Below are 18728 nucleotides of genomic sequence, written 5' to 3'. Positions count from 1 at the left end.
AGTAAAGTTGTCTAGCTGATTCAGAAATTATCCTTGCTGAAGTTTGTGAACGTACATGACAATTTTCCAGCGTTCTTCTGGTGTCATTTGTGAGCCGTGTGGCCACATTCGCCCTTTACCGTGCGTGATGACATGGAATATATGTCCATCATTCATTGTCTGGTAGGCGCCCGATGAATAGCTTGGTACACCTTTGTATTCTTTGCCAACCAAACCATCGCCTTTACCACCTTCTCCGTGACAGTGAGTACAGTAACGGCCGTATAGAATCTCTCCTTCTTTCAGAGATGCTTCTGTATTAGGAATTGGATTGGTTAACGTGCGCTCAGCGATTGCGATGCTGTCTTTGGGTATGTTATATACCATCAGATCGGTCACAGCACTATCGCCCTTGCCAAATGTAGTATGGTAATTGGCACGGGAAACTGTTCCTCTTGCCGGGTCGCGCATGTTTAGACCGTTTGCAGTAAACGGATTCGCTTTTGTTTGCTTGTAAGGCTCATAGCCAACCGGATCATACATCTGAGGCGCAAACTGGGTACCTGTATCATTCCGGCTATCGCCACAGGCACTCAATAAAAACACAGATGCCAGTCCAATTGATGAAAGCACTATATGCTTAAATTTCATAATCGGTCTATCTAGAACTGCTTAACGTTTACTTCAGCTGCTCCTGACTGCTTCAGGATTTTCTCAATTTCTGATTCCTGAAGTTTGTTGTTTTCCATATCAATGGCCATAGCAAACTTGTTATCAGTTGTCCGCAAATCGAACATGAGAGGTTTTACAGTTGGTCCGAGTCCATTAGAGATAATGAACGTACCTACCATACCAAGAGCTGTAAAAAGTACAGTCAACTCAAAGGCTATGGGAATGTAGATCGGATAAGAAAAAGAGTCTTTACCGCCTACAATCATTGGCCAGTCAAATTTCTCAGTATACGACATAAGCGAAGCAGCCGTAAGCAGACCGGTCAGGCCAAACATAAAAGCTACTATCCCTAATCGTGATCGTGGATGTCCCAATGCAACGTCAAGGCCATGCACCGGAAAGGGTGTGTATACCTCGTGGATGCGTACACCCGACTCACGAACTTCTCTGACGGCTTTCAGCACGACATCATCGTCGTCAAAAATGCCTACTAAAAATCTACTGTTAACTGGCGAAGCCATACAGATACTTATAAAGGTGAATTAGTCAGCGTTTTTGTTAAAAGTAGGCGCAGTAACACGCTCACCCTTTGCAACGCCCGAAACTGATTTTGGTAATTGAGCCGACGACGACTTGATGATTGCTTTTACTTCAGCCATGTTAACTACCGGCAAGAATTTAGCAAACAACAGGAACAGCGTAAAGAACAAACCAAATGAGAAAAGATAGTCGCTGATGTCAAATAGAGTTGGGTGGAACATAGCCCAGCTCGATGGCAGATAATCGCGGTGTAGCGAAGTAACGATAATTACAAACCGCTCGAACCACATACCAATGTTCACAATTACTGACAACACAAATGTCCAAACTACAGATGTACGGATCGTTTTAGACCAGAACAATTGGGGAGACACTACGTTACAGGTCATCATGGCCAGATAAGCCCACCAGTATGGTCCCGTAGCGCGGTTGATGAAAGCATAGCTCTCATATTCTACACCTGAGTACCAGGCAATGAAGAACTCAGTGATATACGCTACACCTACAATAGAACCGGTAAGTGTGATGATCTTATTCATCGACTCAATATGCTCTACCGTAATGTAATCTTCCAGCTTGAAAACCACTCGGATAATCAGCATCAGGTTTTGCACCATCGCGAAACCTGAGAAGATTGCACCCGCTACGAAGTAAGGCGGGAAGATGGTTGTGTGCCAACCCGGAATAACCGAAGTAGCAAAGTCCATACTTACAATGGTGTGTACAGAAAGTACCAGCGGCGTCGAGATACCAGCCAGAATAAGGCTGATGTATTCGTAACGGGCCCAGGTTTTAGCCGAACCATTCCAACCAAGCGAAAAAGCACCGTATACATAGCGGCTTACTTTACTACGGGCCCGGTCACGGATTGTCGCCAGATCAGGTACTAAACCCATGTACCAGAACACTAAAGACACAGTGAAATACGTGCTAATAGCAAATACGTCCCACACCAGAGGCGATTTGAAGTTTACCCACAATGAGCCAAACGTGTTTGGCAATGGTAAAGCCCAGTAAGCCAGCCATGGACGGCCCATGTGCATAAAGATGAACGTGGCGGCACAGATAACGGCGAAAATGGTCATCGCTTCTGCTGCCCGGTTAATCGAGGTCCGCCACTTCTGACGGAATAACAACAGGATAGCCGAAATCAACGTACCTGCGTGACCGATACCAACCCACCATACGAAGTTGGTGATATCCCATGCCCAGCCTACGGTCTTATTTAGACCCCATACGCCAAGACCTTCCCACCATGTGTAGAGTACACACGCTGTTCCATATACAAGTACTAGGGCAGAGATTGTAAATGCAATCGTCCATTCTCTGGTGGGACGACCTTCTACCTGCCTGCAAACATCTTCTGTGACATCTGCGTAGGTTTTTCCATTAGATACTAATGGCGTGCGTACGGCTGAAGTGATGTGCATCGTTTTTTATATTCAATTAGTACGTTGACCTACGCGTGTGATTCTTGTGTAGTTTCCTGCTTTGGACCTTCATCTTTGTTACGGATTTTAGTCAGGTAAGCAATTTGCGGGCGAACGTTAATTTCTTCCAGAACGTGGAAAGCGCGTTCGTTCAATTCAGTTGACAGCACTTTCGAGATTGTGCTCTCAGGATTGTTCATATCGCCAAAGATGATGGCATCTGTTGGGCAAGCTTGTGCACAGGCTGACTGAATTTCGTCAGGCAAGGGACGACGGCGTTCTTTCTTAGCGGTCAGCTTACCCTCCTGGATACGCTGCACACAGAATGAACACTTTTCAATTACACCACGAGCACGTACAGTGACATCAGGGTTAATGACCATTTTGCCAAGGTCATTATTGAACTGATAGTCAAACTTGTCTTCATCGTGGTACTTGAACCAGTTGAAACGACGAACTTTATAAGGACAGTTGTTTGCACAATAACGTGTACCGATACAGCGGTTGTACGTCATCTGGTTTAACCCCTCTGTGCTGTGTGTTGTAGCCAGTACTGGGCATACCGTTTCGCAAGGAGCGTTACTGCAGTGCTGACAAAGCATCGGCTGGAAAGTTACTTCAGGATTTGCTGAAGCTACTTCAAGTGCCTGATAGCCTTCGATAACACCCATGCTCTCCATATCGGCATCACTGCTGTAATAGCGGTCGATACGCATCCAGTGCATTTCACGGCGGGCAAGTACCTCTTCACGTCCTACAGTTGGCGTGTTGTTTTCAGAGATACAGCCTACTACACAAGCCCCACAACCAATACACGAGTTCAGGTCAATAACCATACCCCATGAGTGGTTTGGCTTACCGTAACCGTGCCACAGCGTGATATCAGTTGGCTCTACGGCCCCTTCCGAGGTTTGAACCTTAGGCTCATAACGTCCCTCTTTCGGATTCTTTTTGTAGCGAGCCAGAATACCTTCCTGCAGTACAGCCCGACGGCCCATTACCGTTTCATGCGTTTGCGTTTGTGCAATCTCATGACGACCTCCCGCTTTTGATACGGTAGCCGATACAGCAGCCATGGTAATCGTGCCACCAGTAACTGATGCAAACGGATAAGCGTTTTGCCCTACACCATTGGCACACTTACCAGACTTAGACCGGCCGTAACCAATGGCAATAGCAACTGTCTGATCTGCCTGACCCGGTTGAATCAATACTGGCAACTCCACTGATTTGCCAGCTACTTCAATCGTAAGCGTTTCGTTTTGCTCAACGCCGAGATCAGTTGCTGTTTTCTGCGATACAGCCGCGTAGTTGTCCCAACACGCTTTAGAGACGGGATCAGGAAACTCTTGAATCCAGGGATTATTGGCTTGCGAACCAGTACCCATACCCACTTTCTCGTAGAGAGCAACTTCAATACCGGTTGTTGGCTTATACCGCTGAACGATACCAGCTCCCGCGGCCGCTACATTGCCTGCAAAAGCAACTCCTGAAGCAGCAACTGCCGATGTAGTAGGCTCAAATACGCCATCATGGAGAGATTTTATCCAGAATTCGTCGAATGTGGTAAAACCGGTGGCCTTTGGAAATATATTGGTACGCCAATAACTGCGGACATACTCCTGGAAATCATTGCTTCTTCCAGCCCATGTCAGCAAACTCGATTGCATTTGCCGAGTCTTGAATATGTGCGTAATAGCCGGCTGAGTAAGGCTGTAATAGCCAGCTTTAGGCTCGGTGTCGTTCCAGCACTCCAGGAAATGCGGAGCGGGAGTCACATATTTTGTCAGTGAACCAGTTTCATCGGCACGGTCACCGAAAGATAGAGACAGAGCTACTTTAGGAAGCGCTTCTGCAATCTCGGCACCACGTGGGTGATCGTAAACAGGGTTTGCCATGTAGAACATAGCCGCCTGCACCCGACCTCCTTTCAGCTCATCGATGAAAGCATTCATCTGCTGATCATTCCCCTGCCGATAATTTACCGGAACATTCAGATTGATCGTTGACGCATAACTGCCTAACAAGCTGTTCAATGCATTAACCAGAATTTGAACGTTCGGGTCGTTTGAACCCGCTACTACCACCGCGGCACCTCTTGAAGCAATCAGATCAGCAGCAGCTTTATCCAGATACTGAACCGTGACGGGAGAAGCGTTCACCGCAGTACCACCTAACTTGGCAGCAACCTTGTTGTATAGATTAGCAACAACGAGACCTTCTTGTGAAGGCTTATATGTACCCCGATAATCGGCGTTGGCGCCGGTCATTGAAAGAATAGTCTCGAACTGATAATGACGAGACATCTCTTTATTACCACCGCCTACAGCACCAATCTTACGCGTTTTGGCGTATGGCTTAGCATGATCCAGAGGGGCAATCCACGTACCCAGAAAATCAGCACCAATACTAACGATAGTTTTGGCTCTACTGAAATCATAAGATGGAACAACTGCCTTACCAAATGATGCCTGGTTTGCCTGAATGATACCTGAGGCCGAATTAGCATCATATACAATATGACGGGCAGTTGGGTATTTGGCAACAAAGTCAGCAATAACAGCCTTAGTTGAAGGACTGGCGATAGTTGACGATACTATCCGAATAGCTCCACCACGTGCAGCGATAGTTGACAACTGACTGATAATCTCTTTATCGGCAGTAGCCCAATCGATATCAGTTTCACCACGTTTTGGACCCTTTAGCTTTTCATTATCATACAATGAAAGAAGCGAAGCCTGAACACGGGCGGTTGTACCTCCCTTAGAGATACTCGATAATGGGTTACCCTCGATCTTGATGGGTCGACCTTCCCGAGTCTCTACAATAATACTGGCATAGTCACCCCCATCTGTAAACGTTGACGCATAGTAGTCAGAAATGGTAGGGAACGTATTCTCAGGCTTATTTAAATACGGAATAGCTTTCCGTACGGGGGCTTCGCAGGCGGCAAGCGATACTGCTGCCATGCCAAAACCCAATGTTTTCAAAAAATCCCGGCGGGGAGCGTTGGTGCCTTCAATCAGACTTTCCAGATCGCTCCCAGAGGGCTCTGGAAATTCAGATTGTGCGTTTTTAACGAATTTCGCGTCATTACGCAACTCCTCAACACCCTTCCAATACCGTTTGGTTACTTGTTCCATATACTTAATCCAGTCAGAGAGACTCCGTTTGGCTGAGTTGAGAAATTAATAGTGACACTTTGAACATTCCAGACCACCAATGTTGGCAACCTTCAGCGGCTCTTTGGTCTCTTTCCGGTGCAGAGCAACAAGCTTATCGTAGTAAGCGTTGTCTTTTGTGTTCACCTCCGTTTTACGGTGGCAATCGATACACCATCCCATGGTAAGAGAAGACCGTTGTTCTACCACTTCCATCTTCTGGATTTCACCATGACAGGTCTGGCATTCAACGTTACCAACATTTACGTGCTGAGAGTGATTGAAGTAAGCCAAATCTGGAAGGTTGTGCACCCGAATCCACTCAATAGGCTTGTTTTGCTCGATAGCAGCGTAAATTTTCTGAATTTCAGGCGATTCCTTTTTAATCACACCGTGACAGTTCATACAAATGTTGGCCGAAGGAATATGCGCAGATTTCCCTTTGTTCACACCGGTGTGACAGTAATTACAATCAATCTTGTACTGACCTGCGTGAAGCTTGTGTGAGTAAGCAATAGGCTGCTTGGGCGCGTACCCTTGCTGAATACCGATCGAATAAAGACCATCAATCGACATTTTGGTAGCAACGAACAAAAACAACCAGATTGCTACTGAACGAACTGTTGAGTTGTTTACGGTGCTGAACAGGCCGTCACGAATACGTTGTACAAGCGGGGTTGTTTGTGTTCCAACTACGCTACCATCGCCTTGAGGAGCAACTGCCTTAGATAAGATAGTCACGATTACTAACAGTACACCTAGTACCAGTAACATCACAACCAAGAGCGCCACCAATACAAACGTGAACAGTTCAGAAGGACCTGATGACGCTGTAGCTGTACCACCACCTCCGCCTCCAGCGGCAGGAGCGCCATCAGGAGCGGCTACGGCTGCTTTGGGCGCACTTTCAGAATCAATATAATCCAGAATGCTTGTGATATCACCATCAGACAGATTGGTGAATGAAGTCATCTGAATTTTATTATACTGATTGAAGATCTTGACAGCATAGGCATCGCCCGATGCGATCATGGCAGACGGATTTTTGATCCATTTTTTCAACCAGTCTTCGCCGGGGGTACGTTGGCGAACACCAGCCAGGCCAGGTCCTACAAGCGCTTCGGCATTTGCATTGTGGCAAGTCTTACAGTTGTTTTCAAACAACTCCTTACCCTTGGCTACATCTCCACCTCCACCAGCAGCAGCAGGCGCTGGGGTTGCAGTCGCAGGGCCACCGCCCCCTTGAGCTGCTGAAGAATCCTGCGCGTTCATCTGCTCACCGTGAAATAGCAGAAAAGCTGCCAGAGTCAACGCTCCGCAAAACTTAGATAAACGGCTCATAACGACTAATTTATAATCAAATTTCACCTTCATAATTGACCTATGTATATCATCGGCCCACAAAAGTAAGCCACGATTGCCAGAATACAAAAAGCCGTTCCAAGCTATTTAAGGCCACTTTTTTTACTTAGATTCAATCCATATTGTTTTTGAGCAAGCTCTACCACGTTCATATTATTAGCTACGCAACAGGTAATGCCACAAAAAAAAATTAGCCGCTAAGTATTAGCTACTTAGCGGCTACATCCTATTGAGGTTCCGAGCGGATTCGAACCGCTGTACGAGGTTTTGCAGACCTCTGCCTAGCCACTCGGCCACGGAACCTTGTCGGTTTGGGATTGCAAACGTACGGGTTTCGCCTTAAATAACAAAAGGCGTCTTTCAACATTTCTGTGAAAGACGCCTTTTTGTAATTAATCTGACCAGATTATAAAGCAATTAGTTTTTGCCTTCCATCTGTTCTTTCAAAGCGGCAAGTGAGCTGAGGTCACCTAAAGTAGCACCGCGCTCTGGCTGAGCCGACGTAGACTGTGTAGTCTTGGCTGCTTTTGGCTTGGCTTCTTTAGCTGGCTCGCTTTTCTCCTGCCACGTACGTGTGTGCGACAGCATGATGCGCTTATCTTCTTTCGAGAACTCAGTTACCCGGAAGTCTAGCGACTCGCCAACTTCAGCAACGGTACCATCTTCTTTTGCAAGATTACGGAGTGTGCAGAAGCCTTCGATGCCGTAAGGCAGTTCCAGTGTCGCCATCTTATCATTCTTCGACAAGATAGTGCAACGGTGAACCGAACCAAGGGTAAACGTATCTTCGAACGTATCCCATGGGTTCTCTTCAAGTTGCTTGTGACCTAGTGCCAGACGACGGTTATCAACATCAAGTTCCAGAACAACTACATCGAGGTTCTCACCAGCTTTAGTGAAGTCTGATGGATGTTTGATTTTCTTAGTCCAAGATAGATCTGATACGTGTACCAGTCCGTCGATGCCTTCTTCCAGTTCAAGGAACAAGCCGAAGTTGGTCAGGTTACGAACAATGCCCGTGTGGCGGGTGCCAACAGAATATTTCGATGTCAGGTCTGGACGAGTCCATGGGTCAGCCGAAAGTTGCTTGATGCCCAATGACATCTTACGATCCTGACGGTCGAGTGTCAGCACAACGGCTTCAACTTCGTCATTCACTTTCAGGAATTCCTGTGGGTTGCGCAGATGCTGAGACCATGACATTTCTGACACGTGAATCAGGCCTTCTACGCCCGGCATGATTTCGAGGAAAGCACCGTAATCGGCAACATTCACGATCCGGCCTTTTACTTTCGAACCAACCTGAATGTCTTCGGTCAACGCATCCCAAGGGTGAGCCTGGAGTTGCTTCATACCGAGCGAAATGCGTTTCTTCTCTTCGTCGAAATCGAGAACTACAACGTTTACACGCTGATCAAGCGTAAGCACCTCTGATGGGTGGCTGATACGGCCCCACGAAATATCAGTGATGTGCAACAGACCATCAACACCACCCAAATCGATGAAGACACCGAAGTTGGTCATGTTTTTGATCACGCCTTCCAGTACCTGACCTTTCTCAAGGTTGTTCAGGATTTGAGCGCGTTGTGCTTCCAGATCTTTTTCGATCAGGACTTTGTGCGAAACGACTACGTTATCATTGGCGTAGTTGATTTTCACCACTTTCACTTCCATCTTCTTGCCAACATAAATGTCGAAGTCACGAATCGGCTTAACGTCGATTTGTGAACCTGGCAAAAAGGCTTCGATGCCGTAAATATCTACGATCAAACCACCTTTAGTACGGCGCTTTACGAAACCATCGATGATGAGGTCTTCGTCGAGTGCTTTCTGGATGTTTTTCCAGGCGGTGATTACTTTGGCTTTCTTGCGCGACAATACCAGTTGACCGTTGGTGTCTTCCTGGTTTTCGATGTACACGTCAATCTGATCGCCAACTTTCAGGTCAGGCAGATCCCGGAATTCGGATGATGGCACAAGACCGTCCGATTTAAAGCCGATGTTCAACAGAATTTCACGGTCAGTAATCCCTACGACCGTACCTGTTACTACATCCTTTTCGTTTACTTCGGTGAGTGTACCTCCGTACATCTCTTCCATACGTGACCGCTCGTCGGCTGAATAGCCGCTACCGAATCCTTTGTTGTCTGCCCGATCCCAATCAAATTCGGGCAAGTTTGCAGTTTGCTGCGATTTGCTCATACTACTAGTTAACGCGACCCGATGTTACGTCAGTTTGCAGGGTCAGAGCAAACTGAATTTTGATTAAACATGACTCAACGATCAACACATCTGTTGATGCGCCAAACATTCCTTTTTTTGAAAAGGACTGCAAAGATAGCAAGTGCAAAGGAGAAAAGGTTCGACAACTCAAATTTGTTAACTAAGTAAGTATCAACAAAAAACCCGGCTTTTGACCGGGTTTATAAGCTAATCGTACATTCGTTCTCGTTTATTACTTAAAAAGGGCATCCAACTATCATCCAGAACGCCGGAGAATTCACGAAGAAAAACAATGAATGAGGGTTTGAAAGGCTTATGACGCATACGCATGTTTGCTTCTTCCGGAGTGAAATCCCCTTTCCGGGAATTGCAGCGCTTACAGGCAGTCAGCAAATTATCCCAATTCGTTTTTCCCCCTCTCGATTTGGGTACTACATGATCGAGCGTCAGATCGTCTGTAGTGCCACAGTACTGACAGAGATGACCGTCGCGCCTGAAAATATTTTGCCGGGTTAACATCACTCCCTTGTAAGGCAGATGCACATACCGGTGCAGTCGGATAACAGTAGGCATTGGAAACTCCTTGTCGATAGTACGGAGAAACAATGCCTCCGACTGCGCAACGAGTTCGGCTTTGCTCAGATAAACAAGCAAAAACGCTTTAGGAACGGAACAGATGCTAAGCGCACTGTAATCTTGATTTAAGACTAAAACTTTCCTGCCCATGTGTTGGTTGTAAGTCCTCTGTTAGGTAGCAATTTACATACTTATCCACATTTACCCAAGTCCGGTGTACCCTAAATTTCCGTTTGTGCGCCGGATTGCTATTCGTCATACTGACCACGTTGCATGGTACGGGAAACATCGCGTTCCTTGATGCTATCACGCTTGTCGAATAACTTCTTGCCTTTCGCTAGGGCAATATCAAGTTTGGCAAAGCCTCTTGGATTGGTATACAAGCGTACAGGCACAATTGTTAATCCCTGATCCTTCAATTTTTCAGACAACTTCCTCAGTTCACGCTTTGTCAATAGCAGTTTTCGGTCACGAAGTGGTTCATGATTGTTGTATGTACCTTCCGTATATGCTGAAACGCTCATCTGCCGTACATACAGTTCATCATTCAAAAACAGACAGTAAGCGTCTTGTAAATTCACCTTCCCTTGCCGTATAGATTTAATCTCTGTTCCGCTCAGGACTAAACCAGCCGAATAAGTCTCTAGAAAAGAATACTCGAAGGAGGCTCTCCGATTTCGGATATCAACTTGCTTAACAATCGCTGTACTGGCCATTTAAAAAGAGCATTAAAGAAGATGTGTGTAGTGAGTCCATATGTCTGCCAAGACAACAACGTACCTGACTACGAACTAAACAAAGAAAACCCCGGTCGTGGGACCGGGGTTCGGAAAATTTACCTAATACTTGCTAAACCGGTAGAAAGTCGCCCGGCTGGCCAACGTTTCATATATAAATTTTCATCTATATATGGCATTGAAGCCACAGCCTCAGGACCCAATACGGCATCGACCAGCCAGAGCGATGTAAACGTCGTATCTGAAACAGATACCGACGTGAGGCACTTACTTTAAGGCAAAAACGATGCCGAAACGGTCAAAAAACCGCTCATGAGTTGTAATTGATCAGATTATCTGCTCTTCTTTTCTCAAATGGAAGTAGAGTTATATGTTTTACAAATAACAGTAACATATAACAAAATGTATGCCACAAAAAAAGATAGCTCGCGATTGAGCTATCTTTTTTTGTGGCACGTGACAACAAACTACTTTTTAGGGGCAGCAGCTTGCTTGTCTTTATACTCTTTGTTCAAACCATCAATGATTCGCTTAGTAGCGTCACTACCTCCATCAGCAAACAGAATATTTCCTCCTTTCTGATAGCCAAGAACCATCTCGTATTTGTTTTGGGTATTTACCTTCTTCAGATAATCGAAGATTTGATTATACAGCTCTTCGTCTTTTTTTGCTTTCTCAATGGCTAACCCTTGAGCAGCCTGTTCACGGTAGGCCATTAAGTCCTGATTCTTCTTTTGCAAAGAGGCTTCAGCGGCCCGTCCTTGCTCCTGTGTCATGGTTTGCGCCCGTTGCTGGAAGAAAGCCACTTCGTTCTGTAATGACCGACCCCGGGTTTGCAGGTCATTCTCCAATTGATACTGTTTGCTTTCGAGCACCTTACGGGTGTCTTTGAAATACTCGTAATTGGCAGCCAGTGAATCAATGTTTACATAGACCAGTTTGCGCCCTTCAACCAGCTTAGGCGTTTCTTTTGTTTCAGCACCTGACTTATGTTCCTTGAAATGGAGATAGTACAGTACGGCTACGGCGATGGCGAGCACTACATTGATCGCCAGAGATGCATTCTTCACAAGCTAAATGATTATAAATTGATTTATAGGACAAAGCTACGATTTTACAGCTACGGTCGGTAATACGGTTTGACGAACCCAATAACCTGCCAACCCGGCAAATCCAGCCACAAGGCCTCCCAACAACGGGGTCAGCACCAATAGATAAACCGGAGTAGACGGCAAGTTCATAACTTCGCTCATTCGGCTGGTTAAAATTCCGCCCGACTGAATATGCTGCATGAGGGCATAGATGAACCATACCAAACCTACGCCCACAAAACTGTGCAGGAAAGCCCGGCCTCCACTGGAAGGTCTACCAAAACAAAAAGCAAACGTGACTAGAGCAATGCTCCACCAGGGTAGCACAAGTTGAGACAGTAAGCTCAGCAGGGCAATCAAGAGAATAGGAATCATAGTTATATATGTAGCACCGAAGCTCCAGCTTCGGGAGTGTGCAAATATTTGTTAAACTCCCGAAGCTGGAGCTTCGGCGCTACATGCTTATTTCAATGTCCAGCGTACGGACGTACCTGAAGCGTTGGCCGTTGACATAAACTGAAGGGGTGTGAGCTCTCCGCGACGCCAGGGCTCCAGCATATTCAGGTAATAATGACTACCTGGATTACCCGACTGCCCACCCGGAACAGCGGCATAGCCTTGGGGGGTTGGCCCAAGCGCCACTACCAGTCGCCACGATGGACCGGTTCGGGTTGTAGTCGCGTTCACGACAGTTGCACCGCCACCCACTTGCACGTTCATGGCGCTAAGCGCATCGAGGCGAGCCAAATGAGCGATACGGGTCGCCTTGACAGTAGCCCATTGCCATTTAACTCCCTGAGGACCGTGTCGTTTCGTGAGCGTATCAACCGTAGCCCGAAAACTTTGAGTGACAATATCCGCCAGAGTCTCACGGGCGGGAGTCCGAATATCATCGACCCAACGCGCCGTCGGATTTTCATCGATCATCCGCATGGTCCGATCGGCCGAAGGCATTTTCATGGGTAGCGTGTCAGCGTCGGGCATGTCATCGGCCCAAAGCGCATCCATAAACCGCTTTTCCCATTCCGAAAAAATCGTGGCACCTACTTCTGTAATATCGTTATTGAATCGCCACTGTTGAACGGTCTTCAATGCCTGTTGCTGCGATGCCGATAACGTACCTGAACGTACCTGAACCAGCAACTTAGGCAATAGGTTTGCCGCCCGCAGGTTGTGGTTATCGTATTGCAATTTCGCCATGCTGTCTACGGTCGCCTTGCCCATTACCGTTAGTCGCTGGTTAATGCGCGTTCCCCGCTCGGGTGGGGCAAACTGCCAGTTTAGGTAATAAGGATACGTTGGATCGGTTGACGATTGGTTGGCCGACGACACAAACCCACGCGGTGGATTTTTCACGTGTGGGTTATGAACGGCCGGTATATAGGCCATCCAGTCGTGGGCGGGGTTAGTACCATCGAGCAGAAATTTGCCCTGCTCCTTTGTTTTCAACGGAAACCGACCATTGGGCGAAATAGCAATGTCTTTGTTCACATCAGCATACACGAAATTTTGCGCGGGTGAACCATAAGAAAGCATTGCCTCCCGGTAATCATCATGGTTCTGTGCCCGATTCAGCAGGTAAAAACAAAGCAGTTCATTGGCTGCATCGTGTGCCACCCAGCGCACCGCATACCCAACAGGAAAATTTTTGGCGTATGACTTCTGCCCTTGCGTGTACATCACAGGACCGTGGTGTGTATACAAAACGGTATCTACCACGTCGGGCTTCCCCTTAACCTTCACCGTTTCAATACGGCGGGTTACGCGTTTCCACTTGTTATCGTGCCAGTACTCCTGGCGGTTATTGTCTTTGAATTTGATCTGATAGAAATCCAGTACGTCTGAGCCAACATTGGTTTCTCCCCAGGCAATCTTCTCATTGAATCCTCCGATAATACCGGGCGAACCAGGCATCGACGCGCCCATTACGTTCATAGTGGGCGTGTGCAATTGAATCAGGTACCAGATAGAAGGCAAACTTAATGATAAGTGCGGGTCGTTGGCCAATAACGGGTAACCCGTAGCCGATTTTTCGGCGGCAACAGCCCAGTTGTTAGAGCCAATGGCGGGGTCATGCCTCGGCCAATTCATGGCAAAATCGCCTTTCCCCGGTTTGGGATTCATGGGCGACTTCAGATAGTAAACAGGCAAAAAATCCCATTTGGTCCCAACGGGGATGATCGGATCTTCTTTATGCGGATAATTAGGAAATAGATCGCGGGTAATGTCGGGGCCGTACTTGGCCAGAATATTGGTCATCGCCACATCATCGGCTCCTAACGCCAATACCCCCGACATGTATTTGAGAAAATACGCGCACTTGATAGGTGCCCAGGGTTCGGGTGCGTAGCCCAATAGTTTATATTCGAGCGGGTAATTAGCCGGTTTTAACTGAGCGATGTAGGCGTTAATCCCAGCCGTATAGGCATCAACCGATTCTTTCGTGCGCGGATCATCCATCATGAAAGCGACCGACTTCTCGGCCGCAAAGCCCATACCTAGGCGACGGTTATACCGGTCGAGTTCAATCGCCCGATCTCCCACAATTTCGCTCAATCGACCAGCCGCAGCATGTGTTTGAAACTCCATCTGCCAAAGCCGATCATGGGCCGTCAGATAGCCTTGCACGAAGTAGGCATCGTAATCATTTTTCGCGAATACGTGCGGGATATGCAAACTGTCGAATACAACTTCTACAGGTTCACGAGTACCGTCAAGATCGATTTCCTGAGCCTGAAGCTGATCTGACTTTTCGGCATTTTGCCAAAAGCCAGTGAACGGACTGAGTAATGGCCCGACTGCCGGCACAGCGCCCCAGCTTCGATCAAGGGCATAAACAAGGGAAATAGCAAGGGCTAAGGATAGAATCGCTTTAAGAATGCGCATAAGGGTTTGACCGATTTCAGCCAAAATTGCGCAATCCATATCAATTATCAATGAACAGTTATCAGTTATCAGTTATCAGTGGCTCCGCTCAGGAACCTCCTCTATGAAACAGCCTGCATCGACGCAGAGCTGATAACTTTTTACTGGTAACTGATAACTGATAACTGACTCAGGCTGTCTGGATGCGGCCTGTCTGTTGAGACTGACCTGTTTTTTGTGGGGTAGCTGCTCTGTTCAAACCGGCAAGGAACAAACCACTGACCCGGCTTTGCCATTGTCTGAAGCGTTTTGTTGCTTTGGCATCATGTGCAGGCAAGTAGCCAATCAGCCGAGTAAGATCGAATGTATCCGAAGCTACTCCGGCCCCGGCACGTTGCCCGTCCAGTGCGTTACAAGCCTGTTCGTAGTGATTGGGCTGCGGCATCATCAGCACCGGCTTCCCTAGGTACATAGCTTCGCAAACCGATTCAAATCCTGCCGTGGTAATGACAGCCTCACAGCGTGCCATATCCTGTAAGTAGCGTTGTCCATCCAGCTTACACTCGGTCAGCGTATCATCAACCTGTTCCTCTACATGGTCAACGGCAGCGTGATAGTAACGTAACGCCTGACCCGGTTGCTGATGATGGGCGCCGTAGACTACTGACCGTAATCCTGGTTGCGTGGTGTAGGCTAGAAAAAACGATTCGTTGCTAACCTTAAGCATAGCCAACTCGGCCCGTAGTAGTGGCGGCATTACCCGTAAACGGCGTTCAGGTGCGTCGGGTTGCTGATCGAACGAAAGGCCGAATAATTCGGTGGATCCAATCGCGTTTAGCCGCACCAAAGCCAGAAACGACGCTTTATCGAGCCAGCGTTTAGCCGGAAACGTAAAATTCGGGTGCAGCGCCATGAACTGATGCGCCACACTGACTACCGGGACCGACGGTTTATGAAACGCATAAGTCAGTCCACAAAGCAGCTCGAAAAAATTGACGACGATATCTGGCTTTTCAAGCTCAATGTTTTCGTGCAATTGCCGCATACTGCTTCTGAACGTACCCAACTGCCCAATAGCCTTGCTTACCGTGGCTCCCACGTTCAGGCAATTCGTCTGCGCACAATAGATCAACTCAGGGGTGATGAGTGGGGTGTGGGGGGCCGGAAACTGTTCGGCAAAAAAAGCAGGTATGGGTCTACGTTCCGCTAGCCCAACCATGGCCCGGACTACCTCATGGCCCGCCGCCTGAAGAATTTGGGCCAACGAAATGGCCTGGGTCAGATGTCCGCGGCCTTCACCCTGAATAACAAACAAGAAGCGCATAGTTGGTTAGCTTTTTGTGAATACCTCACTCAAAATCACGTGCTGGATAGACTCGCTCTCAGCTATAGGAATCGATTCCTCGGCATCGACCAGGTCGGTAGTAGAGGGAGTAGCTGCCATGTCTGATGAATAGTAGAGCAAATTCCAGTTGCCCTCATGATCTTCGACCAGTGCACTGAGCGACTCCACCCAATCGCCTGAATTCATGTAGGTGAGGCCGTTGATTTGCCGAATGGCGGGCTGATGAATATGGCCGCAGATGATGCCGTCGCAATGGCGGGCGCGGGCCAACTCGGTCAATTTTTCTTCAAAATCGGAGATGTAGCTGACCGCCGATTTGATGCGTTGCTTCACCGTTTGTGACAAGGAATAGTAAGCAAGTCCCCGCCAGGCACGATACTGGTTATATAGCTTGTTAACCCAAAGCAGGAACGTGTAGCCCATGTCGCCCAGATAAGCCAGCCATTTCATGTGCGACGTAATAGAATCGAACACATCACCGTGGGTGACGTAAAAACTACGCTCCCCAGTTGGCCCCTGCGACTTCAGCAGATAATCGCGCTGAATGCGAAAATTTCGGCCAACGTGTAGCGGTAATACCTGATCCAGAAAATCGTCGTGATTTCCTCGCAGGTAGATCACTTTCGTGTCGTGATGAACGATTTGCTTTAAAACGACCTTAAAAAAGGCGGTGTGCTTCTTCTTCCAGACACCTTGCTGGCGTAGCTGCCAACCGTCGATGATGTCGCCGTTGAGGATAAGCTTCTGACACGAATGATATTTCAGAAAATCGGTAGCTTCCCTGGCCTTTGATCCGGCTGTACCCAGATGAAGATCGGATAACACAATGGTTCTGAACAGCGTTGCCTGTTTCATGACCCAAACTTACCCGTTACATATGACCTGGTTTTTATCTACTGATTATCAAATCAAGATGATACTAGCCCCAATATTGTCTACTTATTACGAATGGAAAATCCCGTATTGATTTTTGGCGCCGGTAACCTCGGCCTCACCGCTTTAGATATATTTCAGCGCAACGCGGTGGTTGTTTATGGCCTACTCGATGATGACAAAGCGTTGCATGGGCAGGAGTTTGGCGTAGTACCTATTTTAGGCGATACCGACGATGATGGTTTCCTGAAACTTATTGGCCCAAAATGCGAAGCTTTCGTAGCTATCGGCGACGGACGGGTACGTCAGAAACTGGTGAAGCTGTTGAATGAACGGCGCAAAACGCAACCCGTCAACGCTATTCATGACACAGCAATAGTATCAGCTATGGCAACAATTGGCCACGGCAATTTGATTGCCGCCCGGGCAGTAGTCAATTCAATGGCCAACGTGGGCCAGCATTGTCTGATTTTAAGCGGCGCTATCATTGAAACCCGCGCTACATTGGGCGATTTTGTACATGTAGGCGCAGGCGCGGTAATCAACAGCGGTGTTACGCTGGAAGAAGGGGCCTACATTGGCACAGGATCAGTGCTTGTTTCAGGCATTACCGTTGGAAAAGGAGCTCGCGTTGGTGCAGGATCAGTCGTTGTAGAGAACGTACCTGCCAACGCAACGGTATTCGGCAACCCGGCAAAGGGATTGTAGAAAGAGTTTAACGTTCAACGTCTAAGGTCCAATGTTGCGCTGCTAATCCACCCTTGTGGACTTTAGCAGCGCAACATTGGACCTTAGACGTTGAACGTTAAACTCTTTTATGGTCTAGACCGCGTACATTTCCTGATTTTTGAGGAAATCCTGATACGTTGATTCTAAACCTGATTTAAGGTCAATTTTGTGTTTGTAGCCCATATTGTGCAGACGAGACACGTCCATCAGCTTACGAGGAGTACCGTCAGGCTTATCGGTGTTCCAGCGGAGTTCACCTTCAAAACCGACAACTTCCATCACCATTTCGGCCAGATTGCGGATGGTCAATTCTTCGCCGGTGCCTACGTTTACAAATTGCTCGCCGTCATAATTATTCATCAGATAAACACAGGCCTCGGCCAGATCATCGGCGTGCATAAACTCACGGAACGGTGATCCCGTACCCCATACTTCAACAAACGGCTGGTTATTGACCTTTGCTTCGTGAAACTTACGAATCAAAGCCGGCAGTACGTGCGAACCCTGTAGATTGTAGTTATCGTTGGGGCCGTACAGATTTGTTGGCATTGCCGAAATAAAGTTGGCCCCGTACTGAATACGATATGATTCGCATAGTTTGATGCCTGCAATTTTGGCAATCGCATAAGGCTCATTGGTTGGTTCCAGAAAACCGCTCAACAACGCCTCTTCTTTCAAGGGTTGCGGTGCCATCTTTGGGTAAATGCACGAAGAACCCAGAAACAACAGCTTATTCACACCATGCTGATAAGCACTGTGGATAATATTGGCCTCGATCATCAGGTTCTCGTACAGAAAATCGGCCCGATAAATGTTGTTGGCTAGAATACCGCCTACTTTCGCCGCTGCCAGGAAAACGTATTCGGGTTTCTCTGCGGCGAAAAAGTCAGCAACAGCCGCCTGATTGCGCAGATCCAGCTCCGACGAAGTACGGGCGATGATGTTTGTATAACCGCTGGCGGTCAGATGACGAACAAGAGCCGAGCCCACCATACCCCGGTGACCAGCCACATAAATTTTAGCCTGTTTTTCCACTGTGAATCAATCCTTGGCCCGTTCTGTGTAGTTCGGCCCTTTTTTGTGAAATAATCGTTACGATAGCACGTTGCAACCGTAGCAGTGCAAAGTTAACAGCTTCATGCACC

The 18728-nt window shown here is 47.6% G+C and carries 15 protein-coding genes and 1 tRNA gene; 1 reads left to right on the top strand and 15 read right to left on the bottom strand.

What is annotated here, in order from left to right:
• Positions 1-27: 27 nt before the first annotated feature.
• From ACAW87_RS00790 to ACAW87_RS00725, 14 genes are all read right to left on the bottom strand, one after another.
• The gene (locus ACAW87_RS00790; protein ID WP_370721242.1) at positions 28-630 is read right to left on the bottom strand and encodes a c-type cytochrome; all 603 of its coding nucleotides are present in this window, start codon (positions 628-630) and stop codon (positions 28-30) included.
• An 11-nt stretch (positions 631-641) separates the two neighbouring features.
• Positions 642-1172, bottom strand: coding sequence for a DUF3341 domain-containing protein (locus ACAW87_RS00785; protein WP_370721241.1), 531 nt, complete (start codon positions 1170-1172; stop codon positions 642-644).
• Between the two features lie 21 nt (positions 1173-1193).
• Complete coding sequence (gene nrfD / locus ACAW87_RS00780; RefSeq protein ID WP_370721240.1) at positions 1194-2621, bottom strand: NrfD/PsrC family molybdoenzyme membrane anchor subunit; 1428 nt, start codon at positions 2619-2621, stop codon at positions 1194-1196.
• Positions 2622-2650: 29 nt separating this feature from the next.
• Positions 2651-5764 carry a TAT-variant-translocated molybdopterin oxidoreductase gene (locus tag ACAW87_RS00775; RefSeq protein ID WP_370721239.1) on the bottom strand — a complete coding sequence of 1038 codons (3114 nt, stop codon included), beginning with the start codon at positions 5762-5764 and terminating at the stop codon, positions 2651-2653.
• A gap of 45 nt (positions 5765-5809) precedes the next feature.
• A complete protein-coding gene (locus ACAW87_RS00770) occupies positions 5810-7156 on the bottom strand; it encodes a c-type cytochrome (RefSeq protein ID WP_370721238.1) in 1347 nt (448 codons plus the stop codon).
• Positions 7157-7376: 220 nt separating this feature from the next.
• Positions 7377-7447 (bottom strand) — tRNA-Cys (locus ACAW87_RS00765).
• 114 nt (positions 7448-7561) lie between these two features.
• A complete protein-coding gene (rpsA, locus tag ACAW87_RS00760; RefSeq protein ID WP_370721237.1) occupies positions 7562-9346 on the bottom strand; it encodes a 30S ribosomal protein S1 in 1785 nt (594 codons plus the stop codon).
• 228 nt (positions 9347-9574) lie between these two features.
• On the bottom strand, positions 9575-10093 hold the full coding sequence (locus ACAW87_RS00755) for an HNH endonuclease (protein ID WP_370721236.1): 519 nt from the start codon (positions 10091-10093) through the stop codon (positions 9575-9577).
• A 98-nt stretch (positions 10094-10191) separates the two neighbouring features.
• A complete protein-coding gene (smpB, locus tag ACAW87_RS00750) occupies positions 10192-10659 on the bottom strand; it encodes an SsrA-binding protein SmpB (RefSeq protein WP_370721235.1) in 468 nt (155 codons plus the stop codon).
• A 488-nt stretch (positions 10660-11147) separates the two neighbouring features.
• Positions 11148-11750 carry an OmpH/Skp family outer membrane protein gene (locus ACAW87_RS00745; RefSeq protein WP_370721234.1) on the bottom strand — a complete coding sequence of 201 codons (603 nt, stop codon included), beginning with the start codon at positions 11748-11750 and terminating at the stop codon, positions 11148-11150.
• Between the two features lie 36 nt (positions 11751-11786).
• The gene (locus tag ACAW87_RS00740; protein WP_370721233.1) at positions 11787-12146 is read right to left on the bottom strand and encodes a hypothetical protein; all 360 of its coding nucleotides are present in this window, start codon (positions 12144-12146) and stop codon (positions 11787-11789) included.
• 87 nt (positions 12147-12233) lie between these two features.
• The gene (locus ACAW87_RS00735; RefSeq protein ID WP_370721232.1) at positions 12234-14657 is read right to left on the bottom strand and encodes a penicillin acylase family protein; all 2424 of its coding nucleotides are present in this window, start codon (positions 14655-14657) and stop codon (positions 12234-12236) included.
• Positions 14658-14826: 169 nt separating this feature from the next.
• On the bottom strand, positions 14827-15960 hold the full coding sequence (locus ACAW87_RS00730) for a glycosyltransferase family protein (RefSeq protein ID WP_370721231.1): 1134 nt from the start codon (positions 15958-15960) through the stop codon (positions 14827-14829).
• Positions 15961-15966: 6 nt separating this feature from the next.
• Positions 15967-16836: a UDP-2,3-diacylglucosamine diphosphatase gene (locus ACAW87_RS00725; protein WP_370721230.1), complete on the bottom strand. Its 870-nt coding sequence runs from the start codon at positions 16834-16836 to the stop codon at positions 15967-15969.
• 93 nt (positions 16837-16929) lie between these two features.
• Here ACAW87_RS00725 and ACAW87_RS00720 point away from each other — a divergent pair, with 93 nt between their 5' ends.
• Positions 16930-17562 carry an acetyltransferase gene (locus ACAW87_RS00720; protein WP_370721229.1) on the top strand — a complete coding sequence of 211 codons (633 nt, stop codon included), beginning with the start codon at positions 16930-16932 and terminating at the stop codon, positions 17560-17562.
• A 114-nt stretch (positions 17563-17676) separates the two neighbouring features.
• Here the strand turns inward: ACAW87_RS00720 and fcl are convergent, their stop codons facing one another.
• Complete coding sequence (gene fcl / locus ACAW87_RS00715) at positions 17677-18618, bottom strand: GDP-L-fucose synthase (RefSeq protein ID WP_370721228.1); 942 nt, start codon at positions 18616-18618, stop codon at positions 17677-17679.
• Positions 18619-18728 lie beyond the last annotated feature (110 nt).

This window comes from Fibrella aquatica (assembly GCF_041321135.1).
GTDB lineage: Bacteria > Bacteroidota > Bacteroidia > Cytophagales > Spirosomataceae > Fibrella > Fibrella aquatica.
Note: the sequence above shows the minus strand (reverse complement) of the source record. Positions and strands in the feature narration are given on the sequence as shown.

Excerpts from the sequence above, each read along its gene's own strand:
- ACAW87_RS00790 (WP_370721242.1), bottom strand. The coding sequence starts at position 630 with ATGAAATTTAAGCATATAGTGCTTTCATCAATTGGACTGGCATCTGTG.
- ACAW87_RS00740 (WP_370721233.1), bottom strand. The coding sequence starts at position 12,146 with ATGATTCCTATTCTCTTGATTGCCCTGCTGAGCTTACTGTCTCAACTT.
- nrfD (WP_370721240.1), bottom strand. The coding sequence starts at position 2,621 with ATGCACATCACTTCAGCCGTACGCACGCCATTAGTATCTAATGGAAAA.
- ACAW87_RS00725 (WP_370721230.1), bottom strand. The coding sequence starts at position 16,836 with ATGAAACAGGCAACGCTGTTCAGAACCATTGTGTTATCCGATCTTCAT.
- ACAW87_RS00770 (WP_370721238.1), bottom strand. The coding sequence starts at position 7,156 with ATGAAGGTGAAATTTGATTATAAATTAGTCGTTATGAGCCGTTTATCT.
- ACAW87_RS00785 (WP_370721241.1), bottom strand. The coding sequence starts at position 1,172 with ATGGCTTCGCCAGTTAACAGTAGATTTTTAGTAGGCATTTTTGACGAC.
- ACAW87_RS00735 (WP_370721232.1), bottom strand. The coding sequence starts at position 14,657 with ATGCGCATTCTTAAAGCGATTCTATCCTTAGCCCTTGCTATTTCCCTT.
- ACAW87_RS00755 (WP_370721236.1), bottom strand. The coding sequence starts at position 10,093 with ATGGGCAGGAAAGTTTTAGTCTTAAATCAAGATTACAGTGCGCTTAGC.
- ACAW87_RS00720 (WP_370721229.1), top strand. The coding sequence starts at position 16,930 with ATGGAAAATCCCGTATTGATTTTTGGCGCCGGTAACCTCGGCCTCACC.
- ACAW87_RS00730 (WP_370721231.1), bottom strand. The coding sequence starts at position 15,960 with ATGCGCTTCTTGTTTGTTATTCAGGGTGAAGGCCGCGGACATCTGACC.
- ACAW87_RS00775 (WP_370721239.1), bottom strand. The coding sequence starts at position 5,764 with ATGGAACAAGTAACCAAACGGTATTGGAAGGGTGTTGAGGAGTTGCGT.
- smpB (WP_370721235.1), bottom strand. The coding sequence starts at position 10,659 with ATGGCCAGTACAGCGATTGTTAAGCAAGTTGATATCCGAAATCGGAGA.
- rpsA (WP_370721237.1), bottom strand. The coding sequence starts at position 9,346 with ATGAGCAAATCGCAGCAAACTGCAAACTTGCCCGAATTTGATTGGGAT.